We start from the raw sequence: 23,505 nt of genomic DNA, 5'->3' as shown, positions 1-23,505 counted from the left end.
CGCATGGTGCCGGCATCCAGCCTTTTCTTGGTTTCCGGGTCGTCTCGGTTCACGGGTCGGGCTTGTTCCGAATATTGGCACCGGTTACGTCGCTCGCGCCCGCTTCTTCTTGTGGGAGCTGTCGCAGAACGGCGCGATGCCGGTCCGCCCACATCGACACAATGCAACCGTAGAGCGCTTGTTCTCTATCGGAGTGCCGTCGTCACGGAGCAACTCGAAGTCACCACGCACCAGCAGCGGGCCGTCCGTGCAGGCGGTTATGGTGGTGTTGTTACCGGGAACACTCGGTGTTTCGGCAGATGACGATTCGGGAAACGCGGTCATATGTCCTCTTCAGTTCTCGATTCGGCCACTGGCGTGCCCACTTCCATGCCTGTTCCACAGGCCCGCGGCCCACTGAGCGCCACTCTCGTTTCCATTCTGCGCTCCTCGGCCGATCCGAGGGAGATTACGGCTGCCGCTGACGCGTACGAGGATGCACAGTCCACCGACCTCACCTACGACATTCTTCGTGACGACGACGCTCAGCTGACCCTGACGCTCCTCTACGAGCTTCATTTGCAGGGAATCGAGAACGTCTCGGACAAGTGGGAGTGGAATCCGGACCTGCTCGCGGTGCGGTCTCGGCTCGAAGAGCGTTTCGAGTCCGCCATCGCGCAACTCGTGGGGACAGTGGAGTCGTCTGGCGACGTCGTGGCCGACCTCTGGTCGATGACCGCCCCCAGCGCAGGCCCAGGTCTTGCGTCCTTCATGGCGAAGGATGCAACGATCGATCAGTTCTCGGAGGTGCTGATTCACCGTTCGCTCAATCAGCTCCGCGAGGCGGATGTGCACACCCTCGGAATTTCGCGCCTCTCCGGTGCCGTCAAGGCCGCCCTCGTCGAAGTGCAGAGCGACGAGTACGGAGGCGGCCGCGCAGAGCGAATGCATTCGCGTCTTTTTGCCGACACCATGCGGGCTGTAGGTCTTTCGGACCGCTACGGCCACTACATCGATTCTGTTCCCGCGGTAACGTTGGCGTCGTTGAATGCTCTCTCGCTCTTCGGTTTTCATCGCCGCCATCTCGGAACGCTGGTCGGGCACCTGTGCGCTGTCGAGACCACGTCTGCGCTGCCGAGCAAACGGTACAGCGCAGGACTGCGCCGACTCGGATTCGGTTCGGGCGCGACACTGTTCTACGACGAGCACGTGGAAGCGGATTCCGTTCACGAACAGATCGCCGTTCGGGACCTTGCCGGCGGTCTCGCTTCTTCGCAGCCGCACCGCACTGATGACATCTTGTTCGGCGCCGCAGCGTGCCTGGCGTTCGACGATCTTCTCGGCGATCACCTCACATCGAGTTGGGAGAAGGGCAAGACTTCGTTGCGCGAATGATCACGAGTTGTTCGATTTCCTGACCGGTGGTGATCAACCCTCGTGCCTCGAGCATGGTGCGCCTCTCGCGCATCACGGGCCCGAAGGGAACGTACTTCCGGGCTGAAATCTCTACGGCCATACCGTGTTCTTCGAGTATCGCCTCGGTCTTGTCGACCCCACACAGCACCGATTGCAGGAGAAGCAGTGTGCCGCCCGGGACGAGCACCTCGTGAACGGTGGCTGCGATCCTGTCGATGAGGGCGCGTCCGTCCTTGCCTGCGTCCCAAGCACGTTCGATTCCAGCGGTAGGGAGATCATCTGCAAGAGCAGGGACGTACGGCGGGTTGGAGATCACCAGATCGAAGAGTTCGCCGTGCACCGCCTCGGTGAGGTCGCCACGACGGGAGTCGATCGAGGTTCCGTTGAGGATCCCGTTGAGACGAGCATTGGCACACGCTCGGCGAGATATGTCGACCGCGACGACGTGGCCCGCGCCTGCCGCGGATGCCGCGACAGCGAGGGCGCCGGTCCCCGTGCAGAGATCCAGCACCCGACTGCGAGCGGTGAGGCGCTCGAACAGCAGCGCATCCGCCAGTAACGACGTGTCGTGTTGCGGTGGATACACACCAGGTAAACGCAGGATCATCATCGGCTCCTCTTTTTCAGGCGACATCGCACATCGCTGCGTGCGGCTACCCAGGAACCTCGGATTTCATGCAACATCGAAGCAAAGACCGCCTGGAACGGTTACATCGCCGCAATTTGCGGAGTAGACCTGAATCATGACAGGCAATGCGGACACCCCACAGGGAGCCGCGGCGTTTGCTTCCGCAGCAGATTCGCTCGACACCCTCGCCGAAGCGATTGCCGGACTCCGGTCCACTCTGAACACGGACGCGCATCTCGACTCCATGCTCCAACGTCTGGCCGAGACGGCGGTCAAAGCGCTGCCGGATGCCGATGCTGTCAGCGTGACGGTGCTGTCCGCCGATGGCCCACGAACTGCTGCATCTACCGCGGACTACCTTTCCGCGATAGACGATGCCCAGCATTCCGCCGATCGTGGTCCGTGCGTTGACGCCGCGCGCACCATGTCGTCGGTTCGGTCGAAGGTGGGTGATCACGACGACAAATGGCCGGAATTCACCGCCGAGGCCCGGAAACAAGGTGTCCGGTCCTACTTGTCCGTGCCGCTCACCATGGGCGAAGGAAGCACCGAACTTCTCGGCGCGTTCAACGTCTACGGATTCGCCTCGACAGAGTTCAAGCCCTTCGACGAAGAGTTGATGAAATTGTTCACCGCCGGTGCGGGCGCGGCGATCGCAGATTCACGACGCTGGCGTCAGGCACACGAGCACATCGAACAGTTGCACTGCGCCATGGAATCTCGTGCCGAGATCGAACAAGCCAAGGGCGTGCTGATCGCCATCCACGGCATCGACGCCGACGAAGCATTCAGCCGGCTCGTTCAGCAATCGCAGCACACCAACGTGAAACTGCACGAGGTGGCCCGGATGCTCGTCGATTCGGTGCGCCACCGCCGGTTCTGAAGATTCTTCGGTGCGAAACCCCGTTTTGCACCCAAAACCCCGTCTTGTACCCCGCCGGCACATCTCTCAAACGTATCCAGAGATGTTTCACCGAAACAGTTTTCGACCTGCACGGCTGCTGGCGGTCGCGCGGCGGCCCCCGTCCGAAATGTGGTTATCTGTTGAGAACCGGGACGAAAGAAGACCCGACCGTACCAGGGTGAGGAAAGGATCGTCACTGTGCCAATCGACCAGGTTCTTGTCGTAGTTCCCGCCCACAACGAAGCCGAAGACCTCCCCAATTGCCTTCGTGCACTCGCAACAGCGGCGTCTGCTTGCGTTGTCCCCGTCCGAGTGGTTGCCGTCCTCGACAACTGTTCGGACGGAACCGCGGGGGTCATCCCCGACGGGGTGGAAGTACTCCGCGTCGAGCATCAGAACGTCGGCCGTTCGCGAGCGACGGGTTTCTCTGCGTTCGGCTCGGATTTGGGGGCCTCAGCGTGGTTCGCCACGACCGATGCCGATTCGGTGGTCGGCCCCACCTGGATTGCGCGCCAATTGGAGTATGCGCGTACTGCGGACGTCGTCGCGGGCACCGTTCGCATCGCGGACTGGGAAGGCCATCCGCACTCCGTTCGCGAACGGTACGAACGTATGTACCACGCACATCCCTATGGTCGACACGGTCACGTCCACGGTGCCAACCTCGGTGTCCGCGCCGATATGTACTGGGACGTCGGAGGATTCTGCGATCTCGAAGAAGACGAGGATGTCGATCTCGTCCGGCGGTTGAGCGAGGCCGGTGCCTGTATCGCGTGGGCAGAGGACATTGCGGTCACCACGTCTGCGCGTCTCGACGGCCGAACTCCGGGCGGCTTTGCCGGACATATCCGTAACCTGGGTGGTACGACCGCCGATAACGAAGAAGCGGAGCTGGCACGATGAAACGACTACACACACTCCTGGACGCAGGTGGACTGTACTTGCCGCTGCCCGGCGGCGGCGCGACGGCCGCACGGTGGACCTCCCTGGCAGAGCTCACACGGGAGAATGTGGTTCTCGGCCGGATGGCTGAGGCTCACACCGATGCCGTCGCGATACTCACCGAACTCGACGGACCGGATCCCGAACCCGGGCAGCTGTGGGGAGTGTGGGCGGCCGAGCCACCCCAACCTGTGGTGAATGCGTCTGAGCACGTGGGGATCTGGACGCTCACCGGTCGCAAGTTGTGGTGTTCCGGCGCCAACACCTGCACGCATGCACTGATCACCGCCTTGGTCGACGGTGTCCCCTCCCTCTTCGCGGTCGAGCTCGGACTACCTGGGGTGCATCCCGTTCCCGATTCGTGGAAGGCCGTCGGTATGGCCGAAAGCGACTCCAGCGCGGTCGACTTCGACATGGTTCCGGCCATACCGGTCGGGACGGCAGGCGACTATCTGAGCCGCCCGGGGTTCTGGCACGGCGCGATCGGCGTGGCTGCATGCTGGTACGGCGGCGCCTGCGGCGTCGCTGATCCGTTGTACGACAAGGCTGCAAGCAGCGAAGACCCCTACGTACTCGCACACCTCGGTGCGGTCGATGCAGCGCTCGCCGCAGCGCGCAACGCGCTCGCAGTCGCGGCGGCCGAGGTCGATGCGGATCCCTTCGACGAAAATGCCGAGGCCATGCAGCGGGCACTCCGTGTGCGCGCAATTGTCGAGCGCGCCGCTACCGAGACCCTGGATCGGGTGGGACGCGCTCTCGGCGCCGCACCGCTCTGCATGGACGCCGCGCACGCCGCACGGGTAGCCGATCTCACCGTCTACTTGCGGCAGAGTCACGCCGAGAAGGATCTCGCCGAGCTGGGCCGGATTGCAGCCAAGGGGAAACGGCCGTGGTGAACTCGAAACTGTTCGCGCAGAAGCCTGTCGACGACGGCGGTACTCCCGAATCGACATGGCGAGAGTGGGGAAGAAGTTTTCCGGAACTGGATCTCACCGGATGCTCACGATTGATCATCGTCGCTCCCCATCCCGACGACGAAATACTCGGTCTGGGCGGAACCGCTCTTCTGGCAATACTTTCCGGCATCAGTGTTCAGGTCGTATCTGTCACCGACGGCGGAGCTTCGCATCCCGATTCACCGACCGTGACTCAGCCCGAGATGGAACGCCGTCGACGGTCCGAGTCGGATCGGGCAGCGCGTGTCCTCGGAATTCCCACACCGGTTCGATTGAGCATCCCGGACGGAAAGATCGGCGAGAACCGACAGGAGTTGACCGACCGCCTCAGCTCGATTCTCGGTGATTCCTCGGCGGATACCTGGTGCGCCTCCACGTGGCGCGGGGACGGCCACCCGGACCACGAAGCCACCGGAGACGCGGCGGCGAGGGCGTGCGCGGACACTGGATCGCGCTTGATCGAGTATCCCATCTGGGCGTGGCATTGGGCCGCGCCGGATCATGCGGCAGTCCCGTGGGAAAGAGCACGAAAGGTGACCTTGCCCTCCGACGTTCAGGCTGCGAAATCTGCTGCCACCAATGAGTTCACTTCACAGATCGCTCCGCTTTCCGATCATCCCGCGGATGCACCCATCCTCCCCCGCCACGCGATGGAACGATTACTGAGGCCGTACGAGACGGTGTTCGTATGAGCGATCGTGAACTCCCCGCGGAATACTTCGCCAAGATGTATGCCGCACAGTCCGACCCATGGGATTTCGAATCCCGCTGGTACGAGCAGCGGAAGTACGCACTCAGTGTCGCTATGCTCCCGAAACCTCGATACCGTCACGCATTCGAACCGGGGTGCTCGATCGGGATTCTCACCGAGAAGTTGTCCGAGCGCTGCGACAGCGTTCTCGCCACCGACATCGTCCCGACCGCACTCGAGAGCGCTCGTGCGCGGCTTACCGGACATGACGCAGAATTTCGGCTCTGGGCGTTGGGTGACGACTGGCCCGACGAGACGTTCGACCTCGTCGTCATCAGCGAAGTCGGCTACTACCTGACCTTCGAAAAGCTCATCGAGGCAATGCTGCAGGTCGTCGAGCATCTCGAGCCTGGCGGAACGCTGCTGTGCGCCCATTGGCGTCACGTCGTACCGGAGTATCCGCAAAACGGTGACGCCGTTCATTCGGCTGTGCGCCAGACGCCGGGGTTGGCGCAGTTCGCGTCGTACCAGGACGAGGACGTGCTGATCGATGTCTTCGTGAAGGGTCCGCCGTCACCACCGTCGGTAGCTCGTTCCGAAGGTCTGATCTAGTAGACCTGTGCGCGGTTGAGGAGTGTGGGGACTCCTCAACCGCGCACGGGGGTCAGTCTCGCTGCTCCAACGCGAGGTCCGTATCCGACTGCAGTTCACCGACTTCGGACTTCAGGATCCGCATCGACCTGCCGAGGCCCCGGGCCGCGTCGGGCAGCTTCTTCGAACCGAACAGCACCACGAGCACTACTGCGACGATCGCCCAGTGAGTCGGGCTGAGCGCGCCCATCAGGCGGGTTCCTTGCCGTCGGGGTACACCGCATCGACCTCTACCTCGACGAGCCAACCGGCAACGGGCAGTCCGGCAACCTCGAGGGCGAAGCGGGTGGGCCGGGCGCTGTTTCGCTCGATCGGAGCGATCGGCTCGGCCGTGCCCATCGGCACCAACTCGGTGTCACCCGTGTCGAGATTGGTGTTGGCGAAGAACTGCCGGTACGCGCGATTCCATCCTGTGTAGTCGGCCTTGTCCGATCCCGGCGCGTTGTCGAGGAAGACGCGCATCGTCACGACGTCTTCGAGACTCAATCCCTGTGCTTCGAGGTTGTCGCGGATCTTCTTGAGTACGTTGATGCCCTGCGCCTCGGTGACGGTGACACCGGCCGGCAGAACACCGCCGGAGAACTGACCGTCGATGTACGACTCCGGCGAACCTTCCGGCGCCGCCTTGTTTCCTGCCGACGGACCGATGCCGCTGGTCTTGTAGATTGCGGTGTCGCCGCCGATCGCGACGCCCTGAGCGATCATCGGGTTTGCCTGCCCCGCTTCGAGAATCGATTTCGAGGCGAACGAACTCGATGTGGTCTCGGCGTCCGCCTCGTCAGACGAGCAGGCAGTGGCGAAGCCCAGTAGCGTAGTGGCGGCGAATGCCGCTGCAAGGACCTTGGTTCTGCGAGATTTCATGATGTGACCTCCAGAGAAAGTGATGGAAAACGAAGCACGTCAGGCAGTTTGCGCAACACGCTGATGCAGGTGGGTCACGACGTCCTGCGCGGACGTGAAGGCCCCGTGCTGCCAGGCGATGGCATTGGAGAGGTGATCGCCGGCGAAGTAGATCCGGTCGACGGGTTCGAGCAGCTTGGTGTACTCGGGAGTTGCCATGCCGCCGTGGGAATCTCCCGCGCCGGCCCATGATGCCCAGGCGGATTCCGAATACTTGGTGCGACGCCAGCTTCCGGAGAAGGACGACGAGATGTCGCGAGTGTATTTGTCGCCGTGGATTTCTGCGCCTTCGGCGATGGCCTTTGCCAGCCGCTGACGGTGGGTGAGCGATTCGAAAGCCTGTTGACGCTTACCCGAGCTGTAGTACGCGACGACGACGCCGCGGTCGGAGTTGTAGTGATCGTAGGGGAACATGATCTGGGAGATGTCGCGGTCGGTGTTGGACGCGCCACCGTAGATGCGGTCCTCGGTCTCCCACCACCGACGCGAGTATTCGATACCGAGCTTGCCCGACGACGACGGCTTGGCTGCATCCAACGCGAGCAGGATGTCGGAGGGCAGATTGTTGTTCAGCCGCTTGATCAAGTGCGGCGGGATCGTGCAGATTGCGTAGTCGGCGGTGATCGACTTGGATTTGCCGTCGACGACGTAGTCGACGGTGACGCCTTCCGGCACGTTCTTCATGCCGCTGACCTCGGCGCCGAACTCGATGTTGTCCATCCCGATCGCGTCCTGGAACTTGTAGTAGATCCGGTCCATGCCACCGACGGGGGTCATCATCGTCATGGCCTGGTCGTAACCGAACTCGAAGGAGAATGCACGCCCGATGCCGCCCTGGATGACATCGCTCATCCCGAATGGTTCGATCTCGGTTCCGAAGTTGAGGCCGGCGCCCGGCTCCGCGGAGTGCCCTCGACGCGAGGATCCGACGTAGCGGCCGTCGCTGGAGAGATCGCCGAAGTCGGTGAGGAAGGACGAGAGTGCTTCTTTGTCTTCCTTGCTCAAGACCTGGTCGAGAGCGCCCTGATTGGTGGCCTTCTGCAGCAGCTCGGACATGTATCCGTAGGTGTCGGCTTTGGCTGCTCGGTAGGTGATCGACTGATTCGCCAGCGGCTTGTTGCCGGTGTAGTTGACGAAGGTGTTCGCGTTCTGGTTTCCGAACATCTGCAGTTCGACGCCCAGTTCGCGGCAGTAGTCGATGGTGTTGTGATTTTGCGGAATACGCGTCGCACCGAGGTTGTAGAAGTGCCCTTCCGAGAACGTACAGGTCTGTGTCTCACCGTTCAGGTCGGTTTCTTCGGTGCCGTTGCGGATCGACCACACCCGACCACCCGGGCGGTTGCGTGCTTCGAGGACGGTGACCTTGTATCCGGCCTTCTGCAGTTCGTAGGCAGAGCACAGCCCGGACGGTCCGCCGCCGAGGATCACGACGGAGTGATTTCCCTTGACCTTTCCGATCAGGTCACCCGCAGCAGGTGCCTGAAATCGCCTCGGCGTCGACGCCACTGCCGGCGCCAGGCCGATGGACGACATAGCACCGAGTGCCAGGCCGGCGCCGCCGGTGATTCCCAGGCTGCGCATGAAAGATCTACGTGTGTATGGCATTCGAGCTCCCCAGTGTGCTCCCGGTGACCCGGGTGGTTGGTGTTGAACACAGACTTCAGGAGCGTTGGGTCCGGAACTTGACGCGCAGGAAACAGTCGGTGGGGACCGAGTGAGAAACGTGCGAGCGTTCGCATCTTGCTCTCTCACCCGAGTGCGATCAGCGGAAGCATGCCCGCAATATCGGCGTTACAGAACCGGACTAGCGTGACGCGACATGTCCGCTCTCACCGAAGCCATCGCGCGGTCCTTCACCACGCGCGAGAAGCAGCCCCCGGCGCGATCACCGCTGCGGGCGTTGGGCCGTCGGCAACTCTCGGGCGCCGAAGTGCTGGCCCAGTCGGTGGCAACCACTGCCCCTGCTGTGTCGATGGTCGTTCTGCCCGTCACCATGCTGACACACGGCCGATTGTTGAGCGGGATGATCACCATCATCGCGGCCACCGTGCTGGTGACGCTCATAGCCTTCTGCGTTTCGCAGTTCACTCGCCGAATGGCTGCGTCGGGCGGATTGCACAGCTTCGTCTTTCGTGGCCTGGGCACCCGGGCAGCATTGACCACCGGCATCGCCATGCTGGTCAAGTACGTCGGCAGCGCGGTGATGACGCTCTATCACGGCGGACAGGCCGCAATCGCATTGCTCGGCTTCGCGGGTGTGCACGTGGACAAGACTTTTCACGTCATCGCGCTCTATCTGGGGATAGCCTTGCTGATTCTCGGCGCTCTCGTGCGAAGTGTCAGATTTGCCGCGCTCGCGATCCTCGTCGTCGAAAGCTGTTCACTTCTGTTCATCGTCGGGCTCATGATCCTGGGCGGTTCCGGAAGTCAACAAGCACAGATCGTTCCACCCACCTCCGGCCACGGGTTGTTACTCACCGCCCTGGCTGCCGTGTTCGCTCTCGCCGGATTCGAGAGCGCGGCCTTCTTCGGCCCCGAGGCCCGTCGTCCGCTGGTAACCGTCACCCGCACAGTCCTTCTCACTCCGGTCATCTGTGGATCGCTCTTCATCTTCGCGGGCTGGGCCGCTTGGTCCGGGCGCAGTGACACCCTCGTCAACGCCTATCTCCACGGAACGGCGACGGGCGTGAGCCCCGGTGTCGTGATCGCGCTCAACGTCGGTCTGGGGTGCTCGTGGCTGGCGTCCTCGATGGCGTCGTCCAATGCTGCGTCACGCCTGGTCTATTCGTTCGGTGTCGAGCGCCTACTCCCCCGCCGGTTCGCCTCGGTTCACAGTGCCTTCCGTACGCCCTACTTCGCATTGACTACCGTGGTCTGCACCGTCCTGCTGGGCGGCGGAACCTTTGCCGTTCTCGGGCGCGGAGAAATCTTCGACGACGTTCGACTGACTGTTCGCGGCGCCGTCATCGTGGCCTATGCACTGACGGCTATCGCATCCGTTGTCTTCCTGACACGGATCGGCGAGCACACTCCCGGAGTTCTCGCGGCCGCGTCGTGTGGCAGTGGTGCCGGAGCGATAGTCCTCGGTTACCTGGTTTATGCCAACACGATCGACCACGCGTACGTTGCACCGATCGCCGTGCTCGTGATCCTGACTTCGGGCACACTCTGGCAGTTCTACCTGCGACGCCGAAGCCCCAAAAGTCTGCTGCACGTCGGAGCTTTCGACAGTCCCGAAACCGAGGACGTACTACCAGGAGCTGGGGTGTTCGCCACCGACGCAGCCGGAAACATCGTGCTGGTGGGCGAGCCGACTGCCGGCGCCCGCTGATGGTGGGCCGACCACGCGACCTCGGTGGGCACGAACCCCGAGCGGTTCAGCGCGCCCTTGCCCTCCTCGAGTCGGCGGCCAGGCTCGGATCGGGAGCCACCGCCAAGGACATTGCCGCCCTGGCCGACATCCCACCTGCCACTGCGTATCGGTTACTCAACATCCTTGTCGCCGACGGTTACCTGGTTCGGATCGCCGACCTCTCCGGCTTCGCACTAGGCCGACGCACCCGTGAATTAGCCGGGGCTGCCGCCGAACCCACACCCATCGACAATTCGGTGCTCCTCGAAGAACTCCGCGAACAGCTACGGTTCGGCGTCTACCTCGCGTCGTTTGTAGAAAACAGAATTCGGCTCGTCGATCGCGATCCCGACCACGAACTCAGTGGTGAACGGACACTGGTCACAGCCGTTCACGCGTCGGCTATCGGGAAGCTGCTCCTCGCCAACCGACCCGAATTGGCCGAGGCCCCACTGCGAAAGGTCACCGCACACACCATCACTGACGGCGACGCGTTGGAACTCGAGCTCTCGCGGATCCGGCGCGGTGAGGCCGCCCGTGAGGTCGACGAGATTCGTGTCGGACGCTCCGCCGTCGCCGTCCCGATCCACGACGCGGAAAGGTGTGTCGTCGGTGCCTTGGCTGCGATAGGTCCGACCGGCAGACTTTCCGTCGACGACGCAGACCTGGTGGCACTGCTGCGGGAGTACGCGGAACGCATCGTTGCACCGACGATGTCGAAGGCAAGCTGAAAGTCAGAGGCCGAACACACGTTTGGCAAAGCCGAGATGCTCGTCGGCCCAGCCGATGACGCCGAGCGTGGAATCGAGATTCTGCGGCGGAGTGCGCACCAAGGTGTCGCGTCGGACGAGTCGGTCGAAATCGATCTGAGCGCGGTCGAACTGGACCCCTGCCGTGACCATGATGTTCGCCAGTTCTTGCGCCATCACCCCGTACGCGACTGTCGTGGGATGAACGCCGTCGAGCGAGAAGAGGCCGCCCGAAGCGCGGCCGCCGCGACCGTCGGCGGAGAGGAACAGCGAGTCCGGCACGGGTTGCAAGTCGGTCAGCGCCTTGGGAAGGGGGTACGGCGTCCACCATGACGGCCGCGCATTGACGTCGGTGACGTAGCGCCGTGAGGCCACGCGCTCGAGCAACCCGGCAATATCGCAGAGGTACCAGTCCTTCCCCACCCGACGGGCATTCGCGACGGCTTGCTCGATTCCGTCGTTGTACATGTCGATTGCGGTGTCGACGGCCCACGCCTGCGCGCCGGTGATGTGCTGATCGCGTTGTGGGTCGAAGTCGGTGTCGCGCACCCACGGTCGTGCGTAGTACGGGAAGTAGCGGGATCCGATTTCGATCTTCCCCCCGAGCCCGTGGGCGATCGGTGCGATGGTCACGTGTGGGACGGTGCAGAGGATGACGTGCTGGGCGTTGATCTTGCGGATCGCGGCCAGCACCTCGGCGTACTCCGACGCGAAGTGCTCAGGCCGCCACACCGTGTAGTCGCGCTTGCCGCCCGGATCACGGAAGTTGTTGCCGCTCCACTCGACTCGAAGTTCGGTGACGGTGCGGAGCGCGTTGTTGGCACCGAGGAAGACGATCAGAGTTTCGATGCCTTCCTTGCCCAACTCCGCTGCTGCGTCGAACGCGGTCATACGCTTCTCGGCGTCGGAGCCTCGCGGCAGAACTCGCAGTGCGGCGCGCTCACCGTTGTTCTCGACGATCTGGCTGATCAAATCGTCGTGCGGTTGGTGAAGAGCGTCCTCACAGCCCTGCGCCGTCTTGGTCAGAGCGTCACGAAGATCCCACCCGTACACCGAGAGGTTGTGGGTGATTGCCGAGAACGTCGGCGCTTCGCTGCCCGGTCCGCGTTCCCAGTAGTCCTCTACCTGATCCATGAACGCACGTGCAGCAAAGAGTGCGAGCGGAACCTCCCAGAGGTCGAGCCGTGGGCCGAAGCGCTCCTCGAGGGTGCGGAGCAACAGTTCGATGTTGAGCGGAAGCCCGCCCGGGCCGCCGTAACGGGGAAAGCGGAACTGGTCGAGCCGGCCCAGCTGGTGAGCAATGATCGCCGGATACGACAGATCGGTATTGAAGATCGCCCCGCTCTGGAATCCCTGCGACAGCGAATCGCCGATGACCACCAACCGGTGGGGAGCATCTCCCCCTGGCGGAACTACCGGAATCCCCACTGTGGGATCGAACTGCGGAACCCTTGGTCTGCCGGCGGCCGCGGCCACGACGTCGTCGGGAGTATCGGATGGAAGTTCCATGCCCACTCACCTCCGGAAAAGTCCAGCTGGTCAGCTTATCAGTGGTGGCTTACGCCGATCGGAATTGTCCTGCTCCGATTGCTTCTCGATCGACCTGACAACCTCGTCGGCCCACTGTTGATTTCGCCCGTCGAATTCCGCGCGGTCCCGACGCGCGATACCCCGCCCCACCAGGATGGCAATCGGAATGGAACACACGACCCATACGAGTAGTACGCCTCCGACAATCCACCACATAACCAGTAATTGTGCCCGATTCGACGACTGTTGTGCTCCAGGTCGAAACATCTGTCCGAATCGTGGCGGTCAATCCAGGTGAGCGCGCAGGTCAGAAACGATCTGCGTCGACGGTTTCACGGGCTTTGCGAACCTGATTCCAACCACGAGCGGCGATGCCGAAGGCAACAAGCGACATCAGATCCGAGACCGTCAGACCGTGTTCTCTGTTCAACGACCACAAGACCTGACCTTCCAGCGGTCCATTGAAGAACAGCCACGCCACCCCTGCACAGACGGTCGCAACAACACTGGCTTTGGACGGCTTCATCAAACACACGGTGCTGGTCACGAACAACAAGTTCATGAAAACCAGACCGTAGAAAATTCCGATCATGCGACTCCCCCCGAAGTTCGTTCGTTCAGCCGCGGTTGAAGTTCAGGTACGCCTTCGACGGTGTCGGGCCGCGCTGGCCCTGGTATTTGGATCCGGCCTCGGAGCTTCCGTAGGGGAACTCTGCAGCGCTCGAGAGCTTGAGCAGGCAGAGCTGTCCGATCTTCATTCCCGGCCAGAGCGTGATCGGCAGGTTTGCGACATTGGACAGCTCCAGTGTGATGTGGCCGCTGAAACCCGGGTCGATGAAGCCGGCGGTGGAGTGCGTCAAAAGGCCCAGGCGCCCGAGGCTCGACTTACCTTCGAGGCGGCCGGCGAGGTCGTTCGGCAGTGAGCACACTTCGAGAGTCGAACCGAGAACGAACTCGCCGGGATGAAGCACAAACGGCTCGCCCTCTGCCGGTTCGACCAGGCTGGTCAGCTCGTCCTGGCGCAGTGCCGGGTCGATGTGCGTGTACCGCGTGTTGTTGAAAACCCGAAAAAGACCGTCGAGGCGCACGTCGACGCTCGACGGTTGCACCATGGAATCGTCGAAAGGGTCGATACCCAGACGTCCAACGGAGATTTCGGCACGGATGTCACGATCGGAGAGCAGCACAGGTAGAGGTTACCGGTTCTGCGGGCAGTGCCGGCCCATCGCCGGGGCGATCACACTGTGGTTACCGAACACGATGCGCGGGTTCTGGACTCCCACGGGAGAGCCCAGCCCCACCTGTCTCAAGTTCTCCATGCCGAAAGGCTTTCCCGCGCAGAACTTGTGGGCAAATCATTTACCGATGGCGCCGACTTCCACACGCCTGTGTTGATCAATGACGGCCGGGGACACCGCTGCTTGAAAGCTCGTCTGATAATGTTCGGAAAGCACGTTGATCGGCGGTGAAAACACGTCCGGTCGGCTGCGACGCCGATGTAGTTCAATGGTAGAACATCAGCTTCCCAAGCTGAATACGCGGGTTCGATTCCCGTCATCGGCTCCACAGATTTTCCGCAGTTCAGAGCCCTTTTGGGGCAGTCGAACTTCGCTTGTTTGGGTCCCAATCCTGTGACAGGTACACGGCAGGTACACAACCCCCTCCATTCAGTGATCAGTCAATGTGAATCCAACGAAAATGGGGGTGCTAGAGGACCGCGTCTCGGAATTCTGCAGTTCATCGATGCCGTCCGACTGGTCGTGCCCCGGCCTGAATCGGTGTCCATTGCGCGCACTGTCAGGAGAGTGCTGTCGACCTCGAAGCCGATGGTCGCCGGTACCTCGGTTCGTTTGCCGTCCATCAGTGATTCGAGCGCGACTACCAACAAATGGGTTTGGAAACTGTCTCCGCTCGGACTCCGCGCAGCTTGTCAGTTGAATATTGCAAAAACGATCTGCCGTAGCGCACCCATACGCCGAGGACCACAACTCACGCACGAATGCAGGTCTTCTCACAATCACAACTGTGAAAGGACCCAAGTGCGTCAAAAATCACCTTCGAAAAGAATCAAGTACGTATTCTTCCTAAGTATCGGACGCCCTAACCGTAAGTGCCAATGTAAGACCATCGCTCTGCACGGATCCGGAGAGCCGGATAAAGCTCGAAGAAATACCCCAGTTTCGAGGAATGTCACATTAGCGTCGTGCTACCTTCCCGACAATCTTTAGAAACCGGCAGATTGGCCCCAATTGGATAGAAGGCCGTAGGTGTCCAGAGTCGAAACCTTATTCCCCGCAAGCATCGCAGCGCCTTCCCTGGTTATGACGTTCGGAGCTACGGCTTCTCACGCAACTCCCAAACCGGGCAACTTTGGCGCAGGTGCTTCTGGTGGACCTTGGTTGGTGGACTACAACTCCTCGAATCGCCTCGGATATATCAGGACAGTCACCTCATTCGGTCCAGGCTCGCCCGCTTACATTGCAGGTCCCAATTTCGATAGCAGGACATCTGCCCTGTATGCAGTAGCGAATCTTGCCGGGCCCTAGACGGAGCGAGGAGGTGAATTCAAATGGATAACGTCCTCTTTGCTATCGTCAACATGATCGTGGCGATGGCGAACGGTTCCACGATCCCCTTCTCATTAGAAGGCGCAGGGCCACTAACCGCTCCCGACTTGTAGAGAAGATCGGCCGACCGCATGTGGATGACATTTTCAGCTCTGCCTGAAACCTGCATATCAGAAGATGCGTGGATCGTGCGGTGGTCACAAACATAAGCTCCCCTACCTGGCCAGGAAGGGGAGCTTATGTTTGACAGGTCTCAAATAGTCGGTCGAGGCCGCCCCGAATAGGATCAGCAACCGAATGTCACAGCGCCGACTGGTTTGATCACGCGAGTGTGCACCGTGAGCAGAATTCACACAGAGGTCGATTAATGTGCATCTGCTGAATCAGCCTTCTCAGCTCCGTTTGATCGAATACGTCTGCTGGCTCGAGTGCCCTTGCCACGGTGAGGCAAGCTACCAATCTCGGACGCGGGCGGGCGCTGTCTCTTGATGTTGATGTTGACCACGATGGACCTGTACCTAGTTGGCACTGACCAATTTAGGTCGTCGAACAGGTAGCCGGTGGAAGCGCTTCGGTCTTCGGCCTGATCACGAGCGGCCGCTATGTGGTGAGAATTGGTCGGTCTCCTCTTGAAATGTAGTCGGCGAATCGTTCAATTCCTGCTTGTGAGAAGCTTCCTCGACCTGCGCGTCTAAGTGCGGCTTCGACGAATGGGAGCGGTTTCCTGCGGTACGTGCGGTAGATGCTGTCTAGTACTGGTTGCAGTGCCCGGCGTGCGAGGTCTGCTGTTTCCGGGTCTGAACCCCCGAATTTCACTGTCACATTCGGCATAGATACCCCTGCTGGTCGAGTGTCCGATTCCCTGGCCGGAAGCGTACGTATCGGGATTGCAAATCAGTACAGAAACACCAAAACGGGGCGCTAAGTCCCTACTTGCGGTGGATACGACTCCGTCTTTGGGTTGACGAAAAGGGGCCCGACCGCGGCGTGCGGTCCGGCTTCTGTTCTACGACTGCGGGTTGCGACCGGAAGCCGAGGCTTCTGGTTTCTCCGGCTTCACGTTGGGTGGCGAACTGCCGATGCTTACTGGCGTTTGCGTCAACGCATAGCGAACTCCCATCTACAACGTCCATGCAGAATGTCCCCCGCTACATAGTTGCCGCCTTCGACGAGGTGGCCGAATTCATTGAGGCGATATCTGCCGGCCACCCGAAGGTGCCCCGTCCCGTGGTCGACCACCTAGATCGGCGGTTCCATGGTTCCGAAGAAGCTCAATGCCTGTGCGCAACGCCCCGGGATCTGGAAGTCGTAGCCGGTCTGCATCCAAGCTGTTCCATCAGCCTCTGCGATGAATGTCCCGATAGGCAGCGCTCGGAGACCCAAGTCATCGGTGCCAGATTCCGCGATCTCATTGCCAACATGCCCCACGACGTTCTATGGTTCATTACATGAGTAATGAACCAGTGAACATCGGGCGTCGATCATCGTGATCGACGACGGACGACCACTGTTCCAGCAGATCGCCGAGCAGATCGAAGGCTCGATCATCGACGGCTCCCTGCCGGAAGACGGGCAGGTGCCCTCAACCAACGAACTGGCGGCGTTCCACCGAATCAATCCGGCGACGGCAGCCAAGGGCCTCAATCAGCTCGTAGGCGAGGGGATCCTCTACAAGAAACGGGGAATCGGAATGTTCGTCACGGTCGGTGCCCGCGACGCACTCAGGTTCAGACGCCGAGAAGCGTTCGCGCGCCAGTACATCGAGCCGCTGGTCGCGGAGGCCGACCGGCTCCAGATTTCCCTCGGCGAACTCAAATCCATGCTGGACGACAGGAAGGCGGACCGATGAACGCAAGCACGACAACGACCGAGTCGCACGTCAGGCGTTTCGACGAAACTGAACTTGTCGCCTCGATGCGCTCCGTGGACAGAAAGTACGGGGATGTCGACGCGCTCGCGGACGTCTCGTTCGAGATCAGCCGCAACAAGATCTACGGCCTACTCGGCCGTAACGGCGCAGGCAAGACGACGATCATGCAGATACTGACCGGGCAGGACCTGCACACCCGCGGCGACGTCGAGGTATTCGGCGCTGCCCCTTTCGAAAATGCCGACGTCCTGGCGAACGTGTGCTTCGTCAAGGAAAGCCAGACGTACCCCGAAGACCTCAAGGTCAAGCACGTACTCGTCGCCGCCGGCCATCTACTCCCGAATTGGGACCACGCGTTCGCCGAGACACTGCTCGACGACTTCCAACTTCCCCTCTGTCGCAAGGTGAAGAAGCTTTCACGCGGCATGCGGTCGGCATTGGGGGTGATCATCGGACTCGCCTCCCGCGCGCCCCTGACGCTTTTCGACGAGCCGTATCTCGGTCTCGATGCCGTTGCACGCCAACTGTTCTACGATCGCCTGCTTGCGGACTACGCCGAACATCCTCGCACTGTGGTGCTTTCGACTCATCTGATCGACGAGGTAGCCAATCTACTCGAGCACGTGATTGTCGTCGACGGCGGCCGGATTGTCGTCGACGCAGACGCGGATGCACTGCGTAGCCGCGCCGTGGTGGTATCCGGTCCCATTGATGCGGTGGATGCCGTTGCTGCGTCCGGCAGGGTCCTGCGCCGGGAGACACTGGGCGCCCACAGCCGAATCATGTTGCAGGCCGATGTGACAGAGACCGAGCGAAACCGACTGCGGGAGGCTGGAGTCCAAGTGGAACCGGCATCTTTGCAGGAACTTGTCATCGCGACTTCGACGCAGCGCAAGGAGATCACCGTATGAGTATCGCAACGACAGAGCCACGGACGGTCCCGAAGACGCCCGCTCGGTCCAGGATCGGTGCCGTCCTACAACTGCACACGGTCGCGTGGCCGTTGCTGATCGCCTGGCCGGTGGGCATCCTGTTGATCTCGTTCCTGATCAGCTTCACTATCTACGCGATCGTCGGGAACGAGGAGGGTGAAGGATTCACCGGCAGTGTGTTCTCGGTCTACGGTTTCGTGCTGGCGTTCTACCTCCAGTCGATGACGCAGACGTTCCCATTCGCGCTCGGACTGAGCGTGACCCGCCGCGAGTTCTTCACTGCCACCACGGTTATGGCGCTGGCACAGTCCGCAGTCTTCGCAATCGCGCTGCAACTGCTGTCCGTGCTGGAGTCCGCCACCAACGGCTGGGGTGTGCACATGCGCATGTTCGGCATCGCACGCTATTTCACCGACAACACCGCCGTACAGTTGCTCGCACTGTTCGCGACGCTGCTGCTGACCAGTTCGATCGCAATGCTGGCAGGTGCTATCTACCAGCGGTGGAGGATCACCGGTCTACTCGCCTCCCTCACCGGGCTTTTCGGCTTGCTCGGCTTGTCAGCGATCGCGATCACCTGGGCTGGGTGGTGGCCGGCGATCGGTTCGTGGTTTGTCGATACTCCCCGAGTGGTACCGATGGCGCTACTCCCTCTGGCCCTTGCCATCGCGTGCATCGCCGGAGCCTGGGCGACGTTGCGTCGAGCAACGCCGTGACCGCGCAATCATGTGCGACGCCACATGTCGCGTCGTTTCGAAGTGCTCGTCGGATCAAACCCGTCTAGACAGCTCGTCCCCCTCCCTGAGTCAGGAAGGGGGACGAACGTCGCAACAGGGTGCTACCTCGTCCCCGATTTGGTCCGCTCTACTGCCGAGCCACCCGCTCGACAAAACTCGAAGCCCGCAGCACCAGTTCATCTTTCCGGTTCTGGCGCGCAGCGGCGGCATCGTAGCCGGCATACGGGAGCGGGGGGTCGTTACGAACATTGGACGAGCACTGGAAGTCTCGGCAGATCAGTGTTCCGACCGTGCTGCCACGTCGACCGGCGGGCCCGGCCAACTTGGCGCCGTAGAAGACGACCTCGTTGGGGAGTCGCGTGTCGCGGCACCAGGAGCACTGGGCGCGCGATCGCGGAGTGGCCTCGGCTTGAACGAGCAAGACTCCGATGGTCTCCCCGTCGAGTGTCGGGACGATCGCGTAGGCGCGTCGGCCCATTTTCGGATCTCGCCAGCCCAGGTAGTCGAGAGCGTCGAAGTCGATGGTGCCGAAGCCGTCCGGCAGGGTGAGATCGGACTTCTCCTTACGACTCGCGTTGACGAGGCTGGAACGAATAGATGTATCGGTCAAAATGATCATGGGTGTATACCAATCGTGGCTCGGTGAAGGTGGGTACAGCTCATGGCCCGATCAGCACCAAGTGCTGTCGGGTCCGAAATGCGCTATCTGTCGCCGGCGAAGACGACGCCGACAACCCCCTCACGCCCATGGGGCGTCACCGTGTACGTATCCACACCGCGATGGTAGCTACAGGCCTGCGTTACAGGCCACTCGATTTGTCAGTCACGCCATACCGCCGTGAACTCGTACCAAGGTCCGCCGAGGTGAGTTGCGGAGAAATCATCGAACCCCGATGGTGGGCCGCTGGGCGAGTACACCCACCCACTCGAGGTGATGAACATGCTGTCGTTGTCGATGAAGTAGACCTCATCCGGCCGCACGACATGGGCACTACTGATATCGAACTGGCCGATCTCGAGCTCTTCCACGGTCGATTCAGGCTGCTCCAAAAGACCAATCGCGATGGTCTCGAACTCTCCGCTCTTGTCGAGGAAAGTTGCCGGCGGCATCAACAACACCAGAGCTACTGCAGCGATGACGGCGATCGGGGAGGACAGAATCCACCACGACCACCGCCGGTCCTGGCCAAGGACATAGAGGGTGCGGATCGCCCACACCAGACCGACCACGATCAAGATGAGCAGAGCCGCGGCGCTGACGAGGAAGGGATCCAACCATCTGTACTCCCCGAACGGCGAAGGCCACCAACCGTAATGCCGGCAGACCAACGCAATGAGCGGAACAACGGTGAATGCCAAAAGAATCGGCCCCGGTGGCTTGGACGACTCCGGAGGGTCAGCTACCAACCATTCACCCAGCGACTTCGGCCTTCTCATCACCCCACCGTATCTGCAGGTCATGGCAAACTCAGCTACACGGCGAATCCCTTTGCAGTACAATCACTCTCGTTCCACTCACAACAACCAACGCAGCGATCGGCACTCTCGCCGCAACCGACACAGATGGACAAACCTCACAATTCTCAGATTCAACGTGCCGATCATGCGACAATCGGACGGTGAACGAGACCGCGAGTGGAGTTTCGCACCCGCACCGACCGCGACTGCTGAGCGTCGGCGTCCTACTCTCCGCCGCCCTCCTGTGGTCCACTCCCCTCGCCGCTGCCGCGCCCACCGAACCTGGGCCGGCCAGTTGCATATCATTCGGAACCGCCCAACTGCCACCAGGTGCGCCCTCCGGTGGAGGTCGAGTCGGGTTGGCAAACCTACCGACATTCACCGGTTCGACCGCCCCCAGCTCGGTCCAGATCCGCACGCCAACTACGCAATTCAATCGTTTCTGGGACTTCGCGCTAGTCGACCACGACTTACTCGCTCGGCCGCGAGAGACAGGCGCATCAACGGCTCAACCGTGGCGTTTCGTGCCGATGCCCGAGTGCCTGCGTGGACGACTGGTCGGGATATCACTGGACGACGACGAACTCGTCGCGGTCGACGACAACGGCTGGATCTACACGATGGACAACGCATCCCAGGATCCGCTGGTGTGGAATTGGACCTCGGCATGGGGCGCACCGCTGTGGAGCGGTCCCGGCCGACAACTCCCCGGAGACCACCCGAACGGGTGGGCACTGAGCGTCTCGTCGCCTTGGGACAACCAAACTTTCACCGACGTCGCAGGACGGATTCACTTCGTCGGACTCGCCAAGATGACGATGATCCCCACGTTGACCGGGGACGGCAGCCGGATAACCTACGCGGACCCGTGGCTGCCCAACGACGACAGCTACGAGATCGGCGGCCCGCTCGGCGGGCGATTCCAGGCGGACTCGCTGTCGGCGGCCGGATCAACCACTTTCGTGATGAACAAGTACGGCGACATATACACCCGCACATTTGATTTCGATTCTTCGGGATCGGACTCGATCTTCTTCCGCTACAGCTGGGAAGATCAGTCGGACAAGCCGTCGGCACCCAACCTCGTGGCCGAAACACTCGACCGCAGCACCGCCGCGATCCGACTTCCGGCCCCAGACTGGGTGCACCAGCCCAAAATTCCCGGTGAAGTCACATCCGCGATCAGTGTGCACTCACTCGGTCCCGGCCCGAACCGGCGGGAGTTGCGCGTCGAGGGTCTCCGCGGCGCCGAATCCGGCTTCTGGCACAAGGATCTCGTCGGGGATGCCTGGGAGTTCACGCCGACCGGCGCGTCCCTCCTCGGCACACTGATCGAAAACGCGCCGACAGACCGGTCGACGGATACCCTGTCCCCCGCTGCCCCCTGGCACTTGTCCACGACCCTGCCCGCCCGCGACGGTGCCATCGACGGTCAGACTCTGATCGACATCGGGTTTCCGTACTCTGTGGTGGATCCGCGCATGCTCGACGCGATCGGCCAGCACGCACAACCGTCCGGATACCGACTGGGCGTGGACCATTTCGACCCGGTCGCCACCACGCGGACCGCGACCGTGACTGCACCGGATGGCACGGTTCTTCCGGTCGTCCTGCACACCGCCGACGGACTACGGATGGCTCCCCGCGCATCCGGCCTCGATGCCGATCCGCGCCACCTCGTCGGGGCAATCGAGATCCCGTCGGACGCGTACGCGGATCGGGCATCGAACCCCGCTCTGGACGCGTTCGTGCAGGACTGGATGCGCGGAAACCCCATTGCCGCGATCACGCTCAGCGCCACCGACCACGACTTGGTGATCCGCTAGCCGAAACCAGCGCCGTCCACCGTGTCGCCTCGATTAGGCTCAGCAGATGGTCGACACCACACCCGACGTGCCGATATCACCCGTCGACGCTGCGAGCCTCCAGCTCGGTGTGCACGTCCAGCCCTACCTGGTCACTATTGCCGGACTGCTCGCTCCTGGTGGCTTCGTCGATCGAGACGGTCGACCTGATCTAGTGCGACTTCACCGCACTCTCGCCGCTCACATCGCGCAGGAGCCGTTACTGCGGCAGCGACCGATCATGCGGAACGGGTCATGGTGGTGGACGGAAAACGACATCGACTTCGACCTCCATCTCTCGCTTGACGAACGCGGGCCTACAGAACCCGACTTCGAATCCGTCTGTGGTCGACTCGTGATGCAACCCCTCGACACCACCCGACCGTTGTGGCACATCGCCTTCGTTCCTGCAGCTCGACCGGGTCTGTGCGGCATTGTGATCCGAGTGCATCACGCGGTTCTCGACGGCGCCAGAGCCAGCGACCTTTTCGAGCGCTTGTTCGCCTCACCTGATTCGAAAAGTACCGACCCGGGCGCTCCCGTGCCGAACATCCCTCCGAAGGCCGCCGGTTCCCTCGACCTCCTCCGATTTCGAATCGGTACTTTCCTGCACCGGCCAATCCGATCACGGGTGTTACTGGGCGCCATTGGTCCCACGAGATCGATCTCGTCCGTCAACGTCCGCACCTCTCTGATCGAGCATGCCGCGCAGCAAGCGGGAGGCACTTTGAACGATGCCTATCTCGTTGCGGTGGGCGGCGGACTACGATTCATCCTCCAAGAATGCGGCGAGCCCATCCCCAAGTCGATTGCGGTATCGGTACCCGTCGCAGTCACAGCGATCGGTAGCGCACGCAATGCCGTCGGGTTCATGATCATCGACCTTCCACTTCGTGAAACCGACCCACAACGCACAGTCGCGATCGTCGCGAAGCAAACCGCTGCGGCCAAACCTTCCGCACGCGCTGCGGGAACAACCTTTCGGTCACCGCGTATCGCCGGCGTTTTCGACAAGCTCGCAAAGCGGCAGCACATGATCGGTGCAGTCGTGTCCAACGTCCATGGACCGCGCGGCCCGCTCACGCTCGACGGGGCAGCGCTAGTCGAACTCTGGCCTCTGGGCCCGTTGGCGGGCAATGTCCGCGTCGGCTTCACCGCAGCGTCCTACAACGACACATTCTGGATCGGAATCCAGGCCGATGCCGAGCATCTCCCACCTGCAAGCAAGATCGCCCGAGCCGTCGAACGGACTCTCGACGAAATAGCCGGCACTGCACACTGACTGGATCTACTGCCACTATCCGATGCACCTCGCCGCTTGGGCAACGGATACTGTCGAGACGTCTCGACAACATCTCCACTGATTCGAGCCTGCAAGCCGGTGTCGTCACGACACGAT

Annotated in this window: 23 protein-coding genes and 1 tRNA gene; 14 read left to right on the top strand and 10 right to left on the bottom strand. The window is 61.8% G+C overall.

The window, feature by feature from the left end:
- Positions 1-84: 84 nt before the first annotated feature.
- Positions 85-324: a CDGSH iron-sulfur domain-containing protein gene (locus ACBG85_RS06345; RefSeq protein ID WP_003943717.1), complete on the bottom strand. Its 240-nt coding sequence runs from the start codon at positions 322-324 to the stop codon at positions 85-87.
- On the opposite strand from ACBG85_RS06345, the gene ACBG85_RS06340 reads away from it, so the two are divergent.
- Positions 325-1,374 (top strand): iron-containing redox enzyme family protein, encoded by a 1,050-nt coding sequence (locus ACBG85_RS06340; protein ID WP_007726547.1) that lies wholly within the window; start codon positions 325-327, stop codon positions 1,372-1,374.
- Here the strand turns inward: ACBG85_RS06340 and ACBG85_RS06335 are convergent.
- Positions 1,331-2,002, bottom strand: a complete 672-nt coding sequence (locus tag ACBG85_RS06335) for a HemK2/MTQ2 family protein methyltransferase (RefSeq protein ID WP_257216421.1) — start codon at positions 2,000-2,002, stop codon at positions 1,331-1,333. The genes ACBG85_RS06340 and ACBG85_RS06335 overlap by 44 nt on opposite strands.
- Positions 2,003-2,138: 136 nt before the next feature.
- Between ACBG85_RS06335 and ACBG85_RS06330 the strand changes: the two genes are divergently transcribed.
- The 5 genes from ACBG85_RS06330 to ACBG85_RS06310 all read left to right on the top strand — a co-directional run bounded on the left by ACBG85_RS06330 (position 2,139) and on the right by ACBG85_RS06310 (position 6,128).
- Positions 2,139-2,906, top strand: coding sequence for a GAF and ANTAR domain-containing protein (locus ACBG85_RS06330; protein WP_003943624.1), 768 nt, complete (start codon positions 2,139-2,141; stop codon positions 2,904-2,906).
- A gap of 219 nt (positions 2,907-3,125) precedes the next feature.
- Entirely contained in the window at positions 3,126-3,830 is a 705-nt protein-coding gene (locus tag ACBG85_RS06325) for a glycosyltransferase family 2 protein (RefSeq protein ID WP_042452319.1), read from the top strand.
- Positions 3,827-4,765 (top strand): acyl-CoA dehydrogenase, encoded by a 939-nt coding sequence (locus ACBG85_RS06320; RefSeq protein WP_054826873.1) that lies wholly within the window; start codon positions 3,827-3,829, stop codon positions 4,763-4,765. The genes ACBG85_RS06325 and ACBG85_RS06320 overlap by 4 nt, the downstream gene beginning before the upstream one ends.
- Positions 4,759-5,517, top strand: coding sequence for a PIG-L deacetylase family protein (locus ACBG85_RS06315; protein ID WP_003943643.1), 759 nt, complete (start codon positions 4,759-4,761; stop codon positions 5,515-5,517). Before ACBG85_RS06320 ends, ACBG85_RS06315 begins: the two co-directional genes overlap by 7 nt.
- Complete coding sequence (locus ACBG85_RS06310) at positions 5,514-6,128, top strand: class I SAM-dependent methyltransferase (protein WP_372026582.1); 615 nt, start codon at positions 5,514-5,516, stop codon at positions 6,126-6,128. Before ACBG85_RS06315 ends, ACBG85_RS06310 begins: the two co-directional genes overlap by 4 nt.
- 52 nt (positions 6,129-6,180) lie before the next feature.
- On the opposite strand, the gene tatA is transcribed toward ACBG85_RS06310, so the two are convergent.
- The 3 genes from tatA to ACBG85_RS06295 are packed head-to-tail and all read right to left on the bottom strand — an operon-like array spanning position 6,181 to position 8,648.
- Positions 6,181-6,357, bottom strand: a complete 177-nt coding sequence (gene tatA, locus ACBG85_RS06305; RefSeq protein ID WP_003943732.1) for a Sec-independent protein translocase subunit TatA — start codon at positions 6,355-6,357, stop codon at positions 6,181-6,183.
- The gene (locus tag ACBG85_RS06300) at positions 6,357-7,028 is read right to left on the bottom strand and encodes a Rid family hydrolase (protein WP_058038935.1); all 672 of its coding nucleotides are present in this window, start codon (positions 7,026-7,028) and stop codon (positions 6,357-6,359) included. Before ACBG85_RS06300 ends, tatA begins: the two co-directional genes overlap by 1 nt.
- A 39-nt stretch (positions 7,029-7,067) precedes the next feature.
- Positions 7,068-8,648, bottom strand: coding sequence for an FAD-dependent oxidoreductase (locus ACBG85_RS06295; protein ID WP_003943721.1), 1,581 nt, complete (start codon positions 8,646-8,648; stop codon positions 7,068-7,070).
- 238 nt (positions 8,649-8,886) lie between these two features.
- On the opposite strand from ACBG85_RS06295, the gene ACBG85_RS06290 reads away from it, so the two are divergent.
- Both ACBG85_RS06290 and ACBG85_RS06285 read left to right on the top strand, forming a co-directional pair.
- Positions 8,887-10,398 carry an APC family permease gene (locus ACBG85_RS06290; protein ID WP_158170319.1) on the top strand — a complete coding sequence of 504 codons (1,512 nt, stop codon included), beginning with the start codon at positions 8,887-8,889 and terminating at the stop codon, positions 10,396-10,398.
- The gene (locus tag ACBG85_RS06285; protein WP_158170320.1) at positions 10,398-11,150 is read left to right on the top strand and encodes an IclR family transcriptional regulator; all 753 of its coding nucleotides are present in this window, start codon (positions 10,398-10,400) and stop codon (positions 11,148-11,150) included. Before ACBG85_RS06290 ends, ACBG85_RS06285 begins: the two co-directional genes overlap by 1 nt.
- A gap of 3 nt (positions 11,151-11,153) precedes the next feature.
- Here ACBG85_RS06285 and ACBG85_RS06280 read toward each other — a convergent pair whose 3' ends face one another.
- The 3 genes from ACBG85_RS06280 to dcd form a co-directional block, all read right to left on the bottom strand.
- A complete protein-coding gene (locus ACBG85_RS06280) occupies positions 11,154-12,677 on the bottom strand; it encodes a hypothetical protein (protein WP_372026578.1) in 1,524 nt (507 codons plus the stop codon).
- Between the two features lie 328 nt (positions 12,678-13,005).
- Positions 13,006-13,290 (bottom strand): hypothetical protein, encoded by a 285-nt coding sequence (locus tag ACBG85_RS06275; protein ID WP_058038931.1) that lies wholly within the window; start codon positions 13,288-13,290, stop codon positions 13,006-13,008.
- Between the two features lie 25 nt (positions 13,291-13,315).
- Entirely contained in the window at positions 13,316-13,885 is a 570-nt protein-coding gene (gene dcd, locus ACBG85_RS06270) for a dCTP deaminase (protein WP_003943702.1), read from the bottom strand.
- Between the two features lie 305 nt (positions 13,886-14,190).
- Between dcd and ACBG85_RS06265 the strand changes: the two genes are divergently transcribed.
- The 4 genes from ACBG85_RS06265 to ACBG85_RS06250 all read left to right on the top strand — a co-directional run bounded on the left by ACBG85_RS06265 (position 14,191) and on the right by ACBG85_RS06250 (position 18,783).
- Positions 14,191-14,264: transfer RNA gene (locus ACBG85_RS06265), tRNA-Gly, on the top strand.
- 2,487 nt (positions 14,265-16,751) lie between these two features.
- Positions 16,752-17,114 (top strand): GntR family transcriptional regulator, encoded by a 363-nt coding sequence (locus tag ACBG85_RS06260; protein WP_007726518.1) that lies wholly within the window; start codon positions 16,752-16,754, stop codon positions 17,112-17,114.
- Entirely contained in the window at positions 17,111-18,046 is a 936-nt protein-coding gene (locus tag ACBG85_RS06255; RefSeq protein WP_007726516.1) for an ABC transporter ATP-binding protein, read from the top strand. Before ACBG85_RS06260 ends, ACBG85_RS06255 begins: the two co-directional genes overlap by 4 nt.
- Positions 18,043-18,783 (top strand): hypothetical protein, encoded by a 741-nt coding sequence (locus tag ACBG85_RS06250; protein WP_007726514.1) that lies wholly within the window; start codon positions 18,043-18,045, stop codon positions 18,781-18,783. The genes ACBG85_RS06255 and ACBG85_RS06250 overlap by 4 nt, the downstream gene beginning before the upstream one ends.
- A 148-nt stretch (positions 18,784-18,931) precedes the next feature.
- Here the strand turns inward: ACBG85_RS06250 and ACBG85_RS06245 are convergent, their stop codons facing one another.
- Positions 18,932-19,423: an FBP domain-containing protein gene (locus ACBG85_RS06245; RefSeq protein WP_007726512.1), complete on the bottom strand. Its 492-nt coding sequence runs from the start codon at positions 19,421-19,423 to the stop codon at positions 18,932-18,934.
- Positions 19,424-19,623: 200 nt separating this feature from the next.
- Complete coding sequence (locus ACBG85_RS06240; protein ID WP_042452341.1) at positions 19,624-20,241, bottom strand: DUF1109 domain-containing protein; 618 nt, start codon at positions 20,239-20,241, stop codon at positions 19,624-19,626.
- Positions 20,242-20,792: 551 nt separating this feature from the next.
- On the opposite strand from ACBG85_RS06240, the gene ACBG85_RS06235 reads away from it, so the two are divergent.
- Positions 20,793-22,088 (top strand): hypothetical protein, encoded by a 1,296-nt coding sequence (locus tag ACBG85_RS06235; protein WP_193777159.1) that lies wholly within the window; start codon positions 20,793-20,795, stop codon positions 22,086-22,088.
- Positions 22,089-22,134: 46 nt separating this feature from the next.
- A complete protein-coding gene (locus ACBG85_RS06230) occupies positions 22,135-23,388 on the top strand; it encodes a wax ester/triacylglycerol synthase domain-containing protein (RefSeq protein WP_007726506.1) in 1,254 nt (417 codons plus the stop codon).
- The last annotated feature ends 117 nt before the right edge of the window (positions 23,389-23,505 follow it).

Source organism: Rhodococcus sp. NyZ502, assembly GCF_041464245.1.
Taxonomy (GTDB): domain Bacteria; phylum Actinomycetota; class Actinomycetes; order Mycobacteriales; family Mycobacteriaceae; genus Rhodococcus_F; species Rhodococcus_F qingshengii.
Note: the sequence above shows the minus strand (reverse complement) of the source record. Positions and strands in the feature narration are given on the sequence as shown.